This window comes from Halopseudomonas sp. T1L2 (assembly GCF_055397385.1).
The window spans coordinates 316,658-333,653 of record NZ_AP040865.1 but is presented as its reverse complement, the minus strand read 5'-3'; the positions used below and the strand labels follow the sequence as shown (position 1 = coordinate 333,653).

At 61.3% G+C, this 16,996-nt stretch carries 16 protein-coding genes; 8 read left to right on the top strand and 8 right to left on the bottom strand.

The window, feature by feature from the left end; all coding sequences use genetic code 11:
- Positions 1 to 19 precede the first annotated feature (19 nt).
- On the top strand, positions 20 to 2,182 hold the full coding sequence (locus ACZ5WQ_RS01610) for a type I secretion system permease/ATPase (RefSeq protein WP_464383608.1): 2,163 nt from the start codon (positions 20 to 22) through the stop codon (positions 2,180 to 2,182).
- Positions 2,166 to 3,533 carry an HlyD family type I secretion periplasmic adaptor subunit gene (locus tag ACZ5WQ_RS01605; protein ID WP_464382991.1) on the top strand — a complete coding sequence of 456 codons (1,368 nt, stop codon included), beginning with the start codon at positions 2,166 to 2,168 and terminating at the stop codon, positions 3,531 to 3,533. Before ACZ5WQ_RS01610 ends, ACZ5WQ_RS01605 begins: the two co-directional genes overlap by 17 nt.
- Before the next feature lie 6 nt (positions 3,534 to 3,539).
- On the opposite strand, the gene ACZ5WQ_RS01600 is transcribed toward ACZ5WQ_RS01605, so the two are convergent.
- From ACZ5WQ_RS01600 to ACZ5WQ_RS01580, 5 genes are all read right to left on the bottom strand, one after another.
- Positions 3,540 to 4,163, bottom strand: coding sequence for a DsbA family protein (locus ACZ5WQ_RS01600; protein ID WP_088276636.1), 624 nt, complete (start codon positions 4,161 to 4,163; stop codon positions 3,540 to 3,542).
- Between the two features lie 17 nt (positions 4,164 to 4,180).
- Positions 4,181 to 5,131: an oxygen-dependent tRNA uridine(34) hydroxylase TrhO gene (gene trhO, locus ACZ5WQ_RS01595; RefSeq protein WP_233049337.1), complete on the bottom strand. Its 951-nt coding sequence runs from the start codon at positions 5,129 to 5,131 to the stop codon at positions 4,181 to 4,183.
- 104 nt (positions 5,132 to 5,235) lie between these two features.
- Positions 5,236 to 5,553, bottom strand: a complete 318-nt coding sequence (locus ACZ5WQ_RS01590; RefSeq protein ID WP_464382990.1) for a BolA family protein — start codon at positions 5,551 to 5,553, stop codon at positions 5,236 to 5,238.
- Positions 5,554 to 5,830: 277 nt separating this feature from the next.
- A complete protein-coding gene (locus ACZ5WQ_RS01585) occupies positions 5,831 to 6,811 on the bottom strand; it encodes a DMT family transporter (RefSeq protein ID WP_228247248.1) in 981 nt (326 codons plus the stop codon).
- A gap of 102 nt (positions 6,812 to 6,913) precedes the next feature.
- Complete coding sequence (locus tag ACZ5WQ_RS01580) at positions 6,914 to 7,861, bottom strand: HPP family protein (protein ID WP_269687695.1); 948 nt, start codon at positions 7,859 to 7,861, stop codon at positions 6,914 to 6,916.
- A gap of 113 nt (positions 7,862 to 7,974) precedes the next feature.
- Here ACZ5WQ_RS01580 and ACZ5WQ_RS01575 point away from each other — a divergent pair, with 113 nt between their 5' ends.
- From ACZ5WQ_RS01575 to ACZ5WQ_RS01565, 3 genes are all read left to right on the top strand, one after another.
- The gene (locus ACZ5WQ_RS01575; protein ID WP_269687696.1) at positions 7,975 to 8,325 is read left to right on the top strand and encodes a 4a-hydroxytetrahydrobiopterin dehydratase; all 351 of its coding nucleotides are present in this window, start codon (positions 7,975 to 7,977) and stop codon (positions 8,323 to 8,325) included.
- Between the two features lie 395 nt (positions 8,326 to 8,720).
- A complete protein-coding gene (gene mnmC, locus ACZ5WQ_RS01570) occupies positions 8,721 to 10,676 on the top strand; it encodes a bifunctional tRNA (5-methylaminomethyl-2-thiouridine)(34)-methyltransferase MnmC2/FAD-dependent 5-carboxymethylaminomethyl-2-thiouridine(34) oxidoreductase MnmC1 (RefSeq protein WP_464383607.1) in 1,956 nt (651 codons plus the stop codon).
- A gap of 137 nt (positions 10,677 to 10,813) precedes the next feature.
- Positions 10,814 to 13,519, top strand: a complete 2,706-nt coding sequence (locus ACZ5WQ_RS01565; RefSeq protein WP_464382989.1) for a hybrid sensor histidine kinase/response regulator — start codon at positions 10,814 to 10,816, stop codon at positions 13,517 to 13,519.
- Here ACZ5WQ_RS01565 and ACZ5WQ_RS01560 read toward each other — a convergent pair.
- Positions 13,497 to 14,255 carry a sulfite exporter TauE/SafE family protein gene (locus ACZ5WQ_RS01560; RefSeq protein ID WP_228247254.1) on the bottom strand — a complete coding sequence of 253 codons (759 nt, stop codon included), beginning with the start codon at positions 14,253 to 14,255 and terminating at the stop codon, positions 13,497 to 13,499. The two genes, ACZ5WQ_RS01565 and ACZ5WQ_RS01560, sit on opposite strands and share 23 nt — an antisense overlap.
- Before the next feature lie 70 nt (positions 14,256 to 14,325).
- Here ACZ5WQ_RS01560 and ACZ5WQ_RS01555 point away from each other — a divergent pair, with 70 nt between their 5' ends.
- The 3 genes from ACZ5WQ_RS01555 (at position 14,326) to ACZ5WQ_RS01545 (ending at position 16,038) form a co-directional block, all read left to right on the top strand.
- On the top strand, positions 14,326 to 14,565 hold the full coding sequence (locus ACZ5WQ_RS01555; protein WP_088276652.1) for a YheU family protein: 240 nt from the start codon (positions 14,326 to 14,328) through the stop codon (positions 14,563 to 14,565).
- A gap of 215 nt (positions 14,566 to 14,780) precedes the next feature.
- Positions 14,781 to 15,086 carry a hypothetical protein gene (locus ACZ5WQ_RS01550; RefSeq protein ID WP_233049330.1) on the top strand — a complete coding sequence of 102 codons (306 nt, stop codon included), beginning with the start codon at positions 14,781 to 14,783 and terminating at the stop codon, positions 15,084 to 15,086.
- A gap of 88 nt (positions 15,087 to 15,174) precedes the next feature.
- Complete coding sequence (locus ACZ5WQ_RS01545; protein WP_464382988.1) at positions 15,175 to 16,038, top strand: pirin family protein; 864 nt, start codon at positions 15,175 to 15,177, stop codon at positions 16,036 to 16,038.
- A gap of 15 nt (positions 16,039 to 16,053) precedes the next feature.
- Here ACZ5WQ_RS01545 and recR read toward each other — a convergent pair whose 3' ends face one another.
- Complete coding sequence (gene recR, locus ACZ5WQ_RS01540) at positions 16,054 to 16,653, bottom strand: recombination mediator RecR (RefSeq protein WP_228247256.1); 600 nt, start codon at positions 16,651 to 16,653, stop codon at positions 16,054 to 16,056.
- 3 nt (positions 16,654 to 16,656) lie between these two features.
- Positions 16,657 to 16,983: a YbaB/EbfC family nucleoid-associated protein gene (locus tag ACZ5WQ_RS01535; protein WP_088276660.1), complete on the bottom strand. Its 327-nt coding sequence runs from the start codon at positions 16,981 to 16,983 to the stop codon at positions 16,657 to 16,659.
- Between the last annotated feature and the right edge of the window lie 13 nt (positions 16,984 to 16,996).

Sequence of the window (16,996 nt, the reverse complement as noted above, 5' to 3'; positions counted from 1 at the left end):
TGATGTACTGACGGGGCCCCTGGGCCCCGAACAGGGGGCGAGCAGCAACGCGGGGGACGACCCCCGCAGCCGCTTCGACGATCCACTGCTTGATGCGCTGCTGATTCTCTGCACCTGCCTGCAGGTGCGGACCAGTCGTGGCGTGCTTGCCGCAGGCTTACCCCTGCGCGACCAGCGCCTGACGCCGGAGTTGCTGCCTCGCGCGGCGGCAAGGGCCAATCTGCAAGGTCGAATCCTCAATCGTCCGCTGGACCAGATTGACGCCATTGCCCTGCCCGCACTGCTGTTTCTCAAGGATGGCCGCAACGTTGTGCTTGAGTCCTGGCAGGACGGCAAGGCACGCCTGCTGACCAGTGAATCCGCCGGCGGCGCCAAGCTGATGGACAAGTCGGCACTGGCTGAGCTGTATAGCGGCAAAGCCTTTTTTGCCCAGCCCAGACACCGCTTCGAGGTGCAGTTCGATTCCCCGCTGCCTCGCACGAAACACTGGTTCAAGGATACCCTTCGGCTTTCGCGTCGCCTGTATTCCGATGCGATGGTGGCCAGCTTTCTGATCAACCTGATTGCGTTGATGACGCCGCTGTTTGTCATGAACGTCTACGATCGGGTGGTACCCAACCAGGCCACGACCACGCTGTGGGTACTGGCTATCGGCATATCGCTGGCACTGTTGTTTGATTTGATCCTGCGCACACTGCGCAGCTACTTCCTCGATCTTGCCGGGAAAAAGACCGACATCATCCTGTCGGCGACGCTATTTGAGCGAATTCTCGGCATGAACCTCAAGGCCCGCCCGACGCGGGTCGGCAGTTTTGCGCAGAATATTCACGAGTTTCAGAGCCTGCGCGACTTTTTGACCTCGCTGACCCTGACCAGCCTGATTGATGTGCCGTTCTCACTGCTGATCCTGCTGGTAATCGGAATAATCGGCGGACCACTGGTCGCCATTCCGCTGCTGGCCTTTCCTCTGACGTTATTGCTGGGCTGGCTTATTCAGGGGCCGCTGTCGCGCTGCATAGATCAGACCCTGCACCTGTCGAGTGAACGCCAGGCGATGCTGATCGAGACCTTGGGCGGCATCGACCTGCTGAAGGTCAACTGCGCCGAAAGCGAAAAGCAGCGCCAGTGGGAAACCACCGTGGGCGCGCTCGGGCGCCTGGAGATGAAAGCGCGAAAACTCTCAACCCTCGCGGTCAACGGCACCCTGTTCATACAGCAGCTGGCCGGCATCGCGATGATTGTCAGCGGGGTCTATCTAATCGGCGATGGCGCCATCAGCATGGGCGGTTTGATCGCCTGCTACCTGCTCAACAGCCGCGCCCTGGCACCGCTGTCACAGGTATCCAGTCTGCTCACGCGCTACCAGCAGGCGCGCCTGACCATCGGCACTACCGACGAAATGATGAGCATGCCGCAGGAGCGCCAGCCTCAGGCCATTGCGACTCAACGCCGCCAGCTGCATGGGGCCATCGAGGCGCGAGACCTCTGCTTTACCTATCCCGGTCAGCAGTATCCCGCGCTCGACCACCTGAACCTGCGCATCCTGCCCGGCGAGCACATCGGCATCATCGGACGCAGTGGTTCGGGCAAAAGCACACTGGAGAAGCTGCTGCTGAATCTGTATCAGCCCGACAGCGGACATCTGCTGGTTGATGGCGTTGATATCCAGCAACTGGAGGTAGCCGACCTGCGCCACAACATCGGTTACGTACCGCAGGATATTCAACTGTTCAACGGCACCCTGCGCGACAACCTGACCCTGGGCGCGCGCTACGTAGACGACGAGCGCCTGCAGCAAGTAGCCGACATGGCCGGGGTTAGCGAGTTCGCCCGCCTGCACCCACTTGGGCTGAATCTGCAGGTTGGCGAGCGCGGCATGAACCTCTCGGGCGGCCAGCGGCAGGCCGTGGCAGTGGCCCGCGCGCTGCTGCTTGACCCGCCGGTACTGGTGCTGGATGAACCCACCAGCGCCATGGACAACAGCAGTGAGGAACGCCTCAAGCGTCAGCTGCAACCCATTTTGCACAACCGTACGCTGTTGCTGGTGACCCACCGGGCTTCAATGCTGTCGCTGGTGAACCGGCTGATTGTGATTGACGGCGGCAAGATTGTCGCCGACGGCCCCAAGGAACAGGTACTGGAAGCCTTGCGCAAAGGACACGTGAATGTCGCACGGAGCTAAACCCACCCCGCCGCCGGGTGATAAACCTGCCCCCAGGGACAACTCTGCCAAAGATACGCCACTGCCGGATCTGGCCCACGCGATACTGGAAGACTCCCCCCGATCAGCTCGCCTGATGCTCTGGGCGCTGGTGGCGTTTTTGCTGACCGGTCTGCTGTGGGCGCACTTTGCCAAGGTGGAGGAGCTGACGCGCGGGCTGGGCAAGGCCATTCCGCCCGGCAAGTTGCAGCGGGTGCAGAACCTGGAAGGCGGCATCGTTGCCGAGATCCTGGTCCGCGAAGGTCAGATCGTCGAGAAAGGCGCCCCGCTATTGCGCCTGGACGACACCCGGTTCGCCTCCAACGTCCAGGAAACCCGTGCTGAACAGCTGGGCAAACAGGCTGCACTGGCCCGTCTGACTGCCGAAGCCGAAGGTGGCGAGCTGGTGATGCCGGACGAGGTTCTGCGAGATGCTCCGGAGCTTGCCGAAGCGGAAGTGGCCCTGTACCAGTCGCGGCAACGGCGGCTGGCGGATGAGCTGGCGATTCTCGATGAGCAGCGCCGTCAACGCGAACAGGAGTTGAACGAGCTCCGCTCAAAGCAGCGTCAGTTCCGCAATAGTCTGGGGCTGCTGCAGCGCGAGATCAGCATGTCTGCACCGCTGGTGAAAGACGGTGCCATCTCCGAGGTAGAAGTGCTGCGCTTGCGCCGGGCCGAGGTGGAAACACGCGGCAATCTGGACGGCACCACCCTGGCCATACCGCGCGCCGAGTCGGCGTTACGCGAGGTCGAACGCAAAGCCGAGGAAGCACGTAACCGCTTCCGCAGCGAAGCCTTTGAAGAGCTAAATCAGACCCGCATTGACCTGCAAAAATCGTCTGCGTCAGGGCTGGCACTTGAAGACCGGGTGCGTCGGACGCTGGTAACCTCGCCCGTGCACGGTATCGTGCAGCAGCTACTGGTCAACACTATTGGCGGCGTTATTCAGCCGGGCAGTGATCTGGTGGAAATCATTCCGCTGGAAGATACCCTGTTGTTCGAGGCGCGCATCCGCCCGCAGGACATTGCCTTCCTGCATCCAGGACAGGAAGCCATGATCAAGATTACCGCCTATGACTACACCATTTATGGCGGGCTCAAGGGGGAACTGGAGCATATCAGCGCCGACACGGTCACTGACGAGAATGGCGACAGCTTCTATCTGATCCGCCTGCGTACCGACAAGAACCACCTGGGCAGCGAGGAGAATCCGTTGCTGATCATCCCCGGGATGGTCGCCAGTGTCGACATCATTACCGGCCGCAAGAGCATCCTCAGCTACCTGCTCAAGCCGGTACTACGCGCCCAGGCCGAGGCGCTGCGCGAGCGCTGATTGCGCTCAGGCTGCAGCGCCGACCCAGCGCTGCAGCAGCGACAGCACCTCATTTGGCGAGCGATAGCCATTGCCCAGCAGCGCCAGCTGCCCGTCGCGCTCGGCGAACAGAATCGGCAGCTCGGCCAGCCCCCGATCAGCCGCCCAGCCCCAATCCTCATCGAGCAGTTGCTGCGTATCGGCCTGATCGAAGCGTGCTGCAAATTCGACCGGGTCATAGCCGTTGGCAGCGGCAATCTCAAGCAAGACCGCTGGCCGGGTAATATCCATGCATTCGGCGAAAAACGCCTGCTGCATGGCCCGAACAAAGGGCCACAGCCGCTCGACGTCGAGGGCCCGCGCAACAATCAGTGCCTGACTGGCGGGACGCACGTTGTAGATCAAGGGTTCGGGCAATGCCTGCGGGTCGGAAAACGGCTGACCACTGAGCGCAGCGACTGATTGCCAGTGGGCGGCCAGCGCCTGGCGGGAGGCATTATCAAGCGGCGCCTGCAGGTGCGGCCGCAAACTGCCGGCCACCAGGTGGACCGGCACATCAGGATGTGCCTGGAATATCGCATCAATCAGCGGCGCCAGACCCCAGCACCATGAACACATCGGGTCCATCACGTAGATCAGGCGCTGCTGCATGGCGTACTCCGGGTCGGTCAGCTATCGGCCTTGGCGTTGGGCGAGGCCAGTTGCGGGGGCATGCCAATCGGATGCGGAAGGTTGCGCGCCTTGGCCAGCTGAATCTGGCGCTGACGCTCTTCGGCGCGTTGCCGGGTTTTCTCCGGCAGGCTGTCGTAGCAATGCGGGCAACTGATGCCCTCTTCGTATTGCGGCGATGCCATATCCTCGGCCGAGACCGGGTGACGACAGGCGTGACACTGATCGAATGACCCCGGGGCCAGATCATGGCGCACGGTTACCCGGTTGTCGAACACGAAGCACTCACCGTTCCACATCGACTCTTCGGCCGGCACATCTTCAAAGTACTTGAGAATACCGCCCTTGAGGTGAAATACCTCATCAAAGCCTTCCTCCAGCATATAGCTGGAGGCCTTTTCGCAGCGGATGCCCCCGGTACAGAACATTGCCACCTTTTTGTGACGTTTTGGATCGAAGTGCGCGCGCACGTATTCCGGAAACTCGCGAAAGGTCTTGGTTTTCGGATCGATCGCCCCCTGGAAGGTGCCGATCGAGACTTCGTAGTCGTTGCGGGTGTCGATCAGCAGCACCTCGGGATCGCTGATCAGTGCGTTCCAGTCCTTTGCCTCGACATAGGTGCCGACCTTGCTGGTCGGCGAAATGCCGGGCACGCCGAGGGTGACGATTTCTTTCTTGAGCTTGACCTTGGTGCGGTAGAACGGCATCTCGTCGCAGTAGGACTCCTTGTAGTCCAGGTCTGCCAGACGGGTATCGGAACGCAGCCAGTCCAGCACCCGGTCCATGCCGTCACGGGGGCCGGCGATGGTGCCATTGATGCCCTCTCGCGCCAGCAGCAGGGTACCTTTGACGCCGTTGGCGACAAGGGTATCAAGCAGGGGTTGGCGAAGAGCTTCGTAATCGTCCAGCTGGACGAACTTGTAGAGTGCCACAACAACGATTGCAGACATGCTTACCTCGGTATTCAGTGAGCGCCCGCGTAAAGGGCGTACGTTTTGAAGCGGCGCATTCTAGCAAAGTGACCGCCGGCGACAAACCACCGGCAGACGGAGGGTCAGTGCTGGTCTGCCTTGCTGCCACCCAGGCAGTTGGGCGAAGCCGGCGCCTGCTGACGCCGCTGCCACTCGGCCGGTGTGTAGGTGTGCAAGGCCAGCGCGTGAATACGCTGCATCAGCTCGCCCAAGGTGGCATATACCAGCTGGTGCCGCTTGACCGAATTGAGCGCGCTGAAGCGCTCACTGACCACCACCGCCTTGAAATGCGACTCCGAGCCGGGCGGCACGCTGTGCATATGGCTTTCGTTGATCAACTCCAGATGCGCAGGATTCAGAGCCTGCAGGGCCTGTTCAAGTGCTTGTTGGACGACAGCCATAGTCATCTCCTGAAAAAAGTTTTCTCGTAATAGCGGCGGCCTTGGCATTCGCAGGGCGGACTAAGCGCAGCGTATCCGCAGTGCTCCCACATTTTCAGCCCCGGTGGCCAACGCTATGCGTTGACCACCCTACAGGCGATATGTCGCAGGGCCTGGCAAAGCAGCCGATGACGATGCCGGGCCACGGCGGGGATAATGCGTAGGGCGGACTAAGCGTAGCGTGTCCGCCATCGATGCTTGGCAACCATTCTAACGCAACAATCGACCGACGATTGCCTCAGGACCCGGCTGGCGGTGGTGTAACGGCAAGGCGGCGCAGACGCCGCTGCCGAATGCTGTTCATCAGGCTTGGTGCCAGCGCAATCAATGCCGAGCCTGCAACCACCATCAGTGCGCCCAGATAGGCGAGGCTGTTGAGAATCTCCGGCTCGATCACCCCCGGCCAGAGCATGGCGCCAAGGGCCACCAGCGAGAAGGTAAACAGCGGCGTAGTAGTCACGGTCGCGCTCACCCGGGACGCCTCCCAATGCGCCAGCGCTTCGGCAAAGGCACCGTAGGCAACCAGCGTATTGAGGCAGCAGCCCAGCAGCAGCCAGCCTTGCAGAGGAGTGAGGCTGAGCACCTGGGTTGGTGTAGCAAGCGGGGTGATCAGCGCAGCGCACGAGAGGTAGATGACCATCATCACCGATACCGACGACCAGACCGTCAGCAGCTGCTTCTGGGCCAGGCCGTAAAGCGCCCAACTGAAAGCCGAGGCAATGGCGATCAGGATACCCAGGGTGTAGCTGCTCATTTGCGTCATCAACTCAACCAGTCGCTGATTGAAGAACAGCGCAAATCCCGGCAACAGGACGACCAGCCCGAGTACCTGGCCGACCCCGAAACGCTCGCGGAAAAGCAACATGCTGCCAATCATCAGCATGATCGGCGCGGTCTGAATAATCAGCTGCATGGTACCGGCCGACAGCCGGTTGAGCGCCATCAGATAGAGCACGTAGTTGAACGCCAGACCCAGCACGGCGATAACCAGCAAGCCCCGATTGCGCGTCGACAGCGCACGAATCGAGGGCAGCTTGCGTTTGGCGGCCAGCCAGATCAGAAGCACCAGACCGGCGCTCAGCAGGCGATACCAGGTCACGGTATAGGGGTCCATGACCTTGAGCACTTCCTTGAGCATGATCGGCAGCACACCCCAGAGCAGAGTGGTGGTTAACGCCAACAGGAATCCGTACAGCCAACGGCCGGATGAAACATGCATGCTGCAAACTCGGAAAGCAAAGGGAGGGAACGCTATTCTAGAAAGCCGCCTCGCATCGCAACAGAGACAGTTTCAGCTGGCTTGCACCCCTAACTGTACCGGTCAGGCCTCGGTTGCAGGCTGCGCGTCGGTGACCCGGTGCCACTGCCGCCCCTGCTCATCCGGCGCCACCCTGTAGCGCGCCCAGCGGACAAACTCGCTGACCCGGCAGATGCCATTGCCACCCTCGCCCGCACCCTTGATGATGCGGTAACGCACGCGGCCAGCGCGCCCCGGCCGGCTGACGACCTGCAGCACCTCGCGCACCGACCAGTTCCGACCCGGCAAGCCGTTGCTGTAGAAGCCACCCGGCTCCAGGTCGGCCGCAGTCACGCCCTTGCTCTGCGCGTTGGCGTTGGCCAGTTCGACAAGTCGCAGCAGATCGTTGAAGTCGATATCCATGTAGGCGTTCATTTGCTTGAGCGCATGCTCGAAATCTTCCGGCGCGATACCCGGCGCCCGGCCTATGGCATGCCGAGTCAACGGCAACGGGTAGCGCCGGCTGGTGAACAGGCTGTTGAACAGCACGGCAAACAGCACAATAACCAGTACATCAAGCAAGATCGGATAGAGCACGAAACTGAAGCCCGCATCGACAATCTGCGGCCCGCCCAGCACCACAATCATGGCGGTTGCGCTGCCCGGCGGATGCAGGCAGCGGGCATACATCATGATGATGACGCTCCCCCCCACAGCCAGGGCGGCGAGCCAGAACCCGGAAGGCAACCACTGCACACAGGCCACTCCGAACAGCGCAGACAGCACATGGCCGCCAATGACCGACCAGGGTTGCGACAGGGTGCCGTGGGGCATGGCGAACACCAGCACCGCGCTGGCGCCCATCGAGCCGGTCACCCACAGCGCACTCTCTGCGCTCATCACCAGATGGGTAATCCAGTACAGCAGAATCAGCGCCAGCGTCGTGCCCAGCGCCGAGATCAGCTTTTCCTGATGGGTGGTACTGTCCGGGCGCCAACCGAGGAATCTGAGCCACCGGCGCAACCACCGCACACGAATCACCTGTCCGAATCCCCCAATTTTGTCACCATGCGCAAGATGATAGCGCGTTCCGCCCATCCGCGAACTGCTAAGCTGCCTGAGAAACCCTCTGCTGGAGCACGAACATGCACGACCTGGCCGAACGAGAATTGACATCGGCGGATAACGCCAGCGTACTGGTGCAGGAGCAGATTCTGGCCCTGCTGACCGCCCTCCCCGACTGGGAGCTGAATTGTGTCGAGGGCATTCACCGCATTGAACGGGTCTACCCCTTTGCCGACTTCGCCAGTGCCCTGGCGTTCGCCAACCGGATCGGCGCTCTGGCAGAGGAACAGGATCATCACCCGGCGCTGCTGCTCGAGTGGGGGCGGGTCACCACCAGTTGGTGGAGTCACTCGCTGGGCGGGGTGCATATGAATGACCTGATCATGGCTGCCCGCACCGAGCGGCTATTCCAGAGCGGTGAGTCCCGCTGAGGGCGATTGGCGACATCAGCGCGTGCGCTTGTAGCCATTTTGTCTAACACAATTCCACGCCGGGCCGGAACACCCGGGCATCGCGTGCTATAACAAAAAAACAGGCACTATTTATCGCTACCGCGATCCGTTTTGCGGCCTCACGTCCAACCAGACCATGCGCCGCCTGATACCCACAAGGTATTCATGCTAATAAAAACAAGAAGGCATATGCCATGAAATCGCTGCTCAAACCCAAATGGTCCACCGTTGCGCTGGTTGTCCTGGCTACCTGGCTGCTGCTGATTCTGCCCAATATGGGGTAACGGCGGTCAGCACGGTACAATAACCGGGAATCCCGTATCCCCGGAGCCTGCGTGAGCGCACCTACTGTCAAGTCTGCCGACCTGGTCTGGATGGAAGGCGACCAGCCCTTCTCCAGTCGCTTTGATGATGTCTATTTTTCCCGCGACAGCGGCCTGGAAGAGACCCGGCACGTCTTTTTGACCCACAACCGCCTGGCAGAGCGCTGGCGCGCGATGGCCGCTGGCGAGCATTTCTGTATCGCGGAAACCGGGTTCGGCACCGGACTTAACTTTCTCGCCGCCTGGCAGCTGTGGCAGGCCAGCGCGCCCGACGATACCTATCTACACTTCGTCAGCACGGAAAAATACCCGCTCGCGCGCACGGACCTGCAACGCGCCCTGGCCATCTGGTCAGAGCTGACCAGACTGAGTACCGAGCTGCTGGATCAATATCAGGATCTGACGCCCGGCTGGCAGCACTTTTCCTTTGCCGGTGGACGCGTCACTCTGACCCTGCTGATTGGCGATCTGTTCGATACCCTGCCGGAGTTGGACGCTCCCGTTGACGCCTGGTTTCTCGACGGGTTTGCCCCGGCACGCAATCCGGACATGTGGCAGCCGGCGCTGTATCAGCGCATGGCGGAACTGTCACGGCCGGGCACCACGGTCGCGACCTTTACCAGCGTCGGTGATGTGCGCCGGGGACTGATCGCTGCCGGCTTCGAGATGCGCAAGGTCAAGGGTTTTGGTCGCAAACGCGATATGCTCTGCGGTCAGCTGCAGCAGCCGCCAGCGCAACCCTGGCGAGCCCCCTGGTATGCTCGACCGGAAAGATCGGACAAGCGCTCGGCGATCATCATCGGCGCTGGTCTGGCTGGCTGCAGCACGGCCCACGCCCTCGCTCGCCGCGGCTGGCAGGTACAGGTTATCGAGCGTTTACCCGACGTCGCAGGTGCCGCCTCCGGCAATCCGCAAGGCATTCTCTACTGCAAGCTATCACCCCACCATCCGCCGCTGTCGCGGTTTATTCAAAGCGCCTATCAGTACAGCCTGCGCCTGCTGCAGCGCGAACTGAAACAGGGCGAAGGGCTCTGGCATGCCTGCGGTGTCCTGCAGCTGGGCACGGACGACAAGGAACAGCGCCGACAACAGGGACTGGCAAGCCAGGGCTATCCCGCCAGTTTCCTGCAGGCAGTCGATGCCCGCCAGGCCAGCGCGCTCGCCGGCGTGGAGATCAGCAGTCCCGGCCTGTTCTTCCCCGCAGGCGGCTGGGTCAGCCCGCCAACCCTGTGCCGGCAGTTGCTTGAGCACCCCAATATCGAGGTCAGAACCACCACTGCCGTCGCCGATCTGCGCTATGACGGCAGTCAGTGGCAGTTACTGAACGAACAGGGCGATTGCCTCGCTGCCAGCAGCACCGTGATCATCTGCGGCGCCCACGAGACAGCGCGTTTCTCCCAGACCCGCCATCTGTCGCTGAAACCGATCCGCGGCCAGATCACCCATCTGCCGGCCGACGCACACAGCAGCCGACTGAAGACGGTTCTCTGCGCTGATGGCTATGTATCGCCGGCAAGGCAAGGCGAGCATCACCTCGGGGCAAGCTTTCGCTTTGACCGCCTCGACCTGACGCCCAGCGAAGAGGAAAACCGCCATAATCTGCAGCAACTGCAAAGCCTGTCGCCTGAACTGCACCGCCATTTCAGCGCGACAGCGCCGCAGGGCGCACGTGTCGGCTTGCGCTGCACTGCCCCGGACTACCTGCCGCTGCTGGGGCCAGTGCTGGACCCCGACGCATTCCTTGATCAGTACGCGGTTCTGGGCAAGGACGCTTCGCAGCAACCAACGGCCCCCGCGCCCTGGCAGCCTGGTCTGTACGTCAACACCGCACACGGATCACGCGGTCTGATCAGTGCCCCACTCAGCGGAGAGTTGCTGGCTGCCTGGCTTGGTGACGAGCCGCTGCCGCTGCCGCGGGACCTCAGTGAAGCCGTGCACCCCTCCCGTTTTCTGCTGCGTCAGTTGGTCAGGGGCAACGCCTCCAGCAGCCAGAAATCGAAGCTGTAGCGGCGGCGATAATGACCCTGTGCTAGCATTCGGATAGATCAAAACAAATAACAAAAGATCACACGCTGGTGGTCTAGCCGAGTGCACTCTGTATGCGTTTGTGCCGCGTTCTTATACTGTGCTGGGTTGCGCTGGGCATGGCCTTCTCGTCCTGCTTGGCGTTCGCCCAGGTTAGTCACCAACTGGCTGAAAGCGTCGATATCAGCAACTTGCATGCTCGCCTGTCACTCGGCCGGCAGTTGCTGCTCCTGGAGGACCCACAGGGCAGCCTGACTATCGAGCAACTGCAGCGCGGCAGCGTTCAGCCCTGGCGCCCGATCAGCAGCCAACATATCAATGAAGGCAAGGACTCATCAGTCTGGTGGGTTCAATTTGCCCTGCGCAACACCCTGACTACCCCCATCGAAGGAGTAGTGGAAATCGAGTATCCACTACTGGACAACCTGACGCTCTACCAACTGCGCCCCGGGGCAGCCCCACTGATACAGCAGGGCGGCGACCATCTGCCACCCAGTGCGCGCGCGGTTGCCGTCAGCAACCACTGGCTTCCGGTCACCCTGCCGCCGGGAGAAACGCGCTTCTACCTGCGCGTTGATACCGCCAGTACCGTGTTCGTCCCGCTCTACTTCTCCAGTTGGCCAGCCAGCAGCGCGCAGCTGGAGACCAGCATGCTGGGTGCAGGGCTGTTCTACGGCATTCTGCTGGGGCTGTTTGCCTACAACCTGTTCCTGCAGCTGTCGCTGCGCGAGGCAACCTACACCTGGTATCTGGCCCATATCCTGAGCATTTGGCTGTTCATGGCCACCTTTGATGGCCTGCTGTGGAAATGGATTGACGCCAGCATTACGTTACAGACTCTGGCCATCTACACGCTGATGTTCATTCATTGCGCCGTGTCGACCCAGTTCAGCCGGCACTATCTGCACACCCGCGAGCAATTCCCGCGTCTGGATCGGATACTGCGCGTAAAGATTCTGATCGTGCTGGCCGCGATGGTCGTGATACCCGTATTCAGCACCACTTTGTACAACAACATGGCCAGCCTGTTTGTACTGGTCAGCTCAATAATTCTGCTCGGCACCGGCATTTATGTCTGGCGCAAGGGCTTCCGTTACGGTGCCCACTACACGTTGGCCTGGGGCTTTCTGCTCTGCTCGCTGATCCTCTCGACTGCGGGCTCGCTGGGATTTGAGCTGTTTGGTGCCAGCTACGGCACACACTGGGTGAAGTTCGGCATGTGCGCCGAGATGATCATTCTCTCGCTGGGACTGGCCGACCGCATCAACGCCCTCAAAGAGGCACGCTACCGGGCAGACGAGGAAGCCAGACAGGCGCGTCTGGAAACCCTGGCGCAGAGCCGCTTTCTGGCGCGCATGAGCCATGAAATCCGCACCCCGATGAATGGGGTTCTCGGCATGCTGCAGCTATTGATGGAAACCCGTCTGGATAACCAGCAGCGATTCTATCTGGACACCATCAGCAAGTCCGGCCAAACCCTGCTGACGGTCATCAACGACATCCTGGACTTCGCGCGCCTGGAATCCGGGCAGGTCAAACTGGAAACCCTCGCCTTCGACCCGGAAGCCCTGGTGTCGGAAACGGCAGGCCTGTTCACCGCACAGACACTGGAGAAACACATTGGGCTGTATTGCAGCGTATCACCGGCACTGCCCGAGCAGTTGATTGGCGACCCCACCCGACTCAAGCAGGTATTGATGAACCTGCTCAGCAATGCATTCAAGTTCACCAGCAAGGGGCATGTCAGCGTCGAGGTCAGCGGCGCACCGAGCGATCGGGGGAACGGGCAGTGGGATATCCGCTTCGACATCAGGGATACCGGCATCGGCATAGCACGTGACGCGCAGGCAGGCCTGTTCGATTCCTTCACCCAGGCCGACAGCAGTACCACAAGGCGCTATGGCGGAACCGGCCTCGGTCTGGCAATCAGCCAGGAGCTGGTGCGCCTGATGGGGGGCACCATCACGCTGGAGAGTGACAAGGATCAGGGAACCTGCATGTCGCTTTCACTGCCGATGCAGAGCACTGGCGCAGCACCGGACAAGCCGCTCGCAGGTATCGCCACCATCGTGACCCGTCATGCGGCAGCCCGCCCGCATTATCAGACCCAGCTTGCACGACTGGGCTACCAGGTCGAGCCCCCCGAAGGTGAGGCTTGCGGCCAACAGACTGCACTGGTGCTGCTCGACGCCCAGGACATACCGACCGACCGCCTCCAGCAACTGCTGCATCACTACGAACAGGAGAACACTCCGATCCTGCTGCTGCGGGCAGCCGACGATCATCGTCAGCTAGCCTGGCACGGCCAGGTGCTGGAGCAGAGCCTGCCGCTGCTTCCGGGGCAATTGCAGAAGGCGCTGGCGCTGCTGCTCAATAGCAACCCGCCGCAGGATCAACTGACCGAGCGCCCGGTCAGCGAGCAGTGGCGTGGACGCGGGCATCTGCTGATTGCCGAAGACAACCAGGTCAATCAACTGGTGGTAAAGACGCTGCTGGAGAAAGCGGGTTACAGCCTGGAACTGACCGAAAATGGCGCAGATGCCCTGCGCCTCTACCGGGAGGACCCGGAACGCTACGATCTCATCCTGATGGACTGCGAAATGCCCCAGATGGACGGATTTGAGGCTACCCGGCGGATACGCGCCCATGAGCAGCGGGAACATCTGCCACGCACGCCGATTGTCGCCCTGACCGCCCATGTACTCGACACTCATCGCCTGGAGGGCATGACCGCCGGCATGGACGACTACCTGCCCAAACCCGTCGACAGCGAACAGCTGTATGCCAGTCTGCAGCGGCTGATCAGGAGCCGAGCAATCCAATGACGCCTTCGACTAGCAGCTTGCCGCCGGTCAACAGCAGAAACAGGTAACACAACCGATAGATCAGCTGCTCATTGCTGCGTTGCAGCATCCAGAACCCGAGTTTGACGCCGATCGGAGCCAACGGCATCAGCGCCAGTGAGGTCAGAAGGTTCTCAGTGGAAAACTGCCCGAGATAGACATAGGCAGGAACCTTTACCCAGTTGACCAGGGTAAAGAACACGGCCAGCGTGCCCATCAACACCGTTTTCTCCAGCCGCTGAGGCAGCATGTACACATTGATCGGCGGCCCGCCGGCATGGATGCCAAAGCTGGTAAAACCGGAAACAAGCCCCCAGAACCGGCCCCGCCAGACACTGGCAGGACGCGCCAGCGTCTGATCACGGCGCAACCAGGCGTTTAGCACAAAAAGGACGGCGATGGTGCCAATAAGCAGGCGGATATGCTGCTCGTTGAGCACCCGGAACGAGAGCGCACCAAGCGCAACGCCGACCATTGCTGCAGGCAGAATGATACGCAGGTTGGTCTTGTCCCAGCGCCCGCGAAACGTACGAATGGCAACCAGATCCATTGCACAGAGAATCGGCAGCAGGATCGCTGCCGCCTTCTGTGGCGACACCACCATGGCCATCAAGGGCACAGAGAGAATGGCAATATTTCCGCCAAAACCGCCCTTGGCGATGCCATACAGCAGCACCGCGGGCACGGCACAAAGATAGAACAGCGGGTCGTCGATCATCGTCCGGTCAATACCCTCTTAAAGGGCGCGAGTGTAACATTGCCCCCACCGTCAGCAGAGAAACCGGCGCATGTTGATTCCCTATCAGTTGTTGGAACCAGAAACCCTTGATGCACTGCTGGAAGACTTTGTCACCCGCGATGGCACCGACAATGGCGACGACAGCAGCCTTGAGGTGCGGGTTGCCCAGGTAAGACGCCTGCTGGAACGCAAGGAGGTAGTCATCGTATTCCACCCCGATACCGGTGATACCAGCCTGGCCCACCGCCACAGCGTGCCGCCCGAACTGCTGGAGGCGTTTCTCGAGTAACCGCAGCAGGACACCTGCGTTGAGCAGTGTGTGACATATCAGCGCAGAGCAACCGCCGGAAAGCATCGGCAAAACCACGTCGAGCCAGCTATTTCGCGGCCTTCAGGTCCAAGCGGCGAGCTGATGACGATACCCGGATGCATGCGCAAGCGCTTGGAGACAGGCCGGTGAGCGGCTACCATATAGGCTTCCCCATGCAGGCATGCGAGGTAGAGATGAAACAGTTAGTTGTGCTGGGCCTCAGCGGCCTGCTTGGTCTGGGCAGCCTTACTGCTCAGGCATGTACCCCGGAAGAGGCGATTGCCAAAGGCGAGCTCCTGGCCCAGATGATCTACGATCGCACCAAGGACCAGCCGGGCATGGCAGATGAGCTCAATGCACGCCTCAAGGCGCTGCAAGAGCAGGATCCGGCCAACGGCCGCTACGACTCCTGCCAGGGCTACCAGCGTATCATCGACGAGCTGGAAGGCCGCGCCCCAGCCGACACACCTGCCGAGGCGCCCGCCGAAAGCAATCAGTAAATTCGATACGATTAACGTATTTTTTGCGTTATCAAATCGAATTTACCAGTCATACAATGGCGCAAAACCTATCCTTGGGAGATGCGCCATGACTCAGCACCGTGATCTGATCGAAGCCGTTGTCGGGCAACCGGCCTCGGACGGCGACGGCGTGCGCCTGACCCGCGTATTCGGCGGCCGCGATGCTGCGCGTTTCGACCCCTTCCTGATGCTCGACGAATTCAACTCCGACAGCGCAGACGACTACATCGGCGGCTTCCCTTCCCACCCCCACCGCGGCTTTGAAACCGTCACCTATATGCTTGAAGGCCGCATGCTGCACGAGGACCACCTCGGCAACCGCGGGCTCCTCGGCCCCGGGGACGTGCAATGGATGACCGCAGGCCGAGGCATCATTCACTCTGAAATGCCGCAACAGGACCGGGGCACCATGCGGGGTTTTCAGCTCTGGCTGAACCTGCCCGCAGCCGACAAGATGCAACCGGCGCACTATCGCGACCTGCCAGCGTCGGCACTGCCAGAGCAGGCACTCGCTGGCGGCGGACAACTCAAGCTGATCGCCGGCCGTATAGAGCACAACGGTCAATCAGTGACAGCACCGATCAGCGGCGGCAAGACCGACCCCTTGTACATCGATGTGCAATTGAACGCGAACGAGCATGCCAGCTTGCCGATTCCGACCACCCACCGGCTGCTTGCCTACATCTATGAAGGAAGTGTCGCAGTGCAAGGCGAGCAGCGCACCGCCGTGCTGGAAAAGGGCCGCCTTGGGCGTTTCGGTGAAGGCGACAGGGTCAGTTTGCAGGCGGGCCCATCCGGGGCCCGGCTGTTGCTGCTGGCAGGTCGTCCGCTGGGGGAGCCGATCGTTCAATACGGCCCCTTCGTGATGAACAGCGAGGCCGAAATCCATCAGGCCATACGTGACTACCAGCTCGGACGACTGACCGACTAGGCACCGGCGCCGACCTCAGAGGATCGGCGTTCGACCGGCCAGCGCGTGGGCCAGGGTGCCGCCGTCGATATACTCCAGCTCGCCGCCGAGCGGCACGCCGTGGGCAATACGCGATACCCGAATACCGCGCGGGCGCAGCAACTCCGCGATGTAATGGGCGGTGGCTTCGCCTTCCACGGTCGGGTTGGTCGCCAGAATGATCTCGTCTACCGGCCGCCCCTCGATACAATCGAGCAGCGCCGGCACGCCGATTTCCTCAGGGCCCATGCCGTCAATCGGCGACAGGTGGCCCTTGAGCACAAAGTAGCGTCCGTTGAATCCGCCAGCCTGCTCGACCGCCCAGACATCAGCCGGGCTTTGCAGCACACAGAGCAGGCGGTCGTCCCGGCGGGGATCACTGCACAGCGAGCAAATCTCGGTCTCGCTCAGGGTGCGGCAGCGCTGGCAATATCCCACACCCTCAACCGCCGCCTGCAGGGCATGTGCAAGGTGAGCCGCTGCAGCACGATCACGTTCCAGCAGATGCAAGGCCATGCGCTGGGCAGTTTTCGGCCCTACGCCCGGCAAACCACGCAGGGCGTCGACCATCTGACGAATCAGCGGACTGAAGCTCATCGATCAGAACGGCATCTTGAAGCCGTCGGGCAGATTCATACCCGCGGTAAAGCCGGACATTTTGTCCTTGTTTGCCTGCTCCAGCTTGCGCACAGCATCGTTCACCGCGGCCGCGATCAGGTCTTCCAGCACTTCCTTGTCTTCCTGCATCAGACTGTCATCCAGATTGACGCGGCGCACATCGTGGCGACCGGTCATGACAACCGAGACCAGACCGGCACCGGACTGACCGGTGACTTCCATATTGGCCAGCTCTTCCTGCATTTTGGCCATTTTTTCCTGCATTTGCTGGGCCTGCTTCATCAGGCCTGCCATGCCACCTTTCATCATGACGCTATCCTCC

Excerpts from the sequence above, each read along its gene's own strand:
- ACZ5WQ_RS01605 (WP_464382991.1), top strand. The coding sequence starts at position 2,166 with ATGTCGCACGGAGCTAAACCCACCCCGCCGCCGGGTGATAAACCTGCC.
- ACZ5WQ_RS01600 (WP_088276636.1), bottom strand. The coding sequence starts at position 4,163 with ATGCAGCAGCGCCTGATCTACGTGATGGACCCGATGTGTTCATGGTGC.
- trhO (WP_233049337.1), bottom strand. The coding sequence starts at position 5,131 with ATGTCTGCAATCGTTGTTGTGGCACTCTACAAGTTCGTCCAGCTGGAC.
- ACZ5WQ_RS01590 (WP_464382990.1), bottom strand. The coding sequence starts at position 5,553 with ATGGCTGTCGTCCAACAAGCACTTGAACAGGCCCTGCAGGCTCTGAAT.
- ACZ5WQ_RS01585 (WP_228247248.1), bottom strand. The coding sequence starts at position 6,811 with ATGCATGTTTCATCCGGCCGTTGGCTGTACGGATTCCTGTTGGCGTTA.
- ACZ5WQ_RS01575 (WP_269687696.1), top strand. The coding sequence starts at position 7,975 with ATGCACGACCTGGCCGAACGAGAATTGACATCGGCGGATAACGCCAGC.
- mnmC (WP_464383607.1), top strand. The coding sequence starts at position 8,721 with ATGGAAGGCGACCAGCCCTTCTCCAGTCGCTTTGATGATGTCTATTTT.
- ACZ5WQ_RS01565 (WP_464382989.1), top strand. The coding sequence starts at position 10,814 with ATGGCCTTCTCGTCCTGCTTGGCGTTCGCCCAGGTTAGTCACCAACTG.
- ACZ5WQ_RS01560 (WP_228247254.1), bottom strand. The coding sequence starts at position 14,255 with ATGATCGACGACCCGCTGTTCTATCTTTGTGCCGTGCCCGCGGTGCTG.
- ACZ5WQ_RS01555 (WP_088276652.1), top strand. The coding sequence starts at position 14,326 with ATGTTGATTCCCTATCAGTTGTTGGAACCAGAAACCCTTGATGCACTG.
- ACZ5WQ_RS01550 (WP_233049330.1), top strand. The coding sequence starts at position 14,781 with ATGAAACAGTTAGTTGTGCTGGGCCTCAGCGGCCTGCTTGGTCTGGGC.
- ACZ5WQ_RS01545 (WP_464382988.1), top strand. The coding sequence starts at position 15,175 with ATGACTCAGCACCGTGATCTGATCGAAGCCGTTGTCGGGCAACCGGCC.
- recR (WP_228247256.1), bottom strand. The coding sequence starts at position 16,653 with ATGAGCTTCAGTCCGCTGATTCGTCAGATGGTCGACGCCCTGCGTGGT.
- ACZ5WQ_RS01535 (WP_088276660.1), bottom strand. The coding sequence starts at position 16,983 with ATGATGAAAGGTGGCATGGCAGGCCTGATGAAGCAGGCCCAGCAAATG.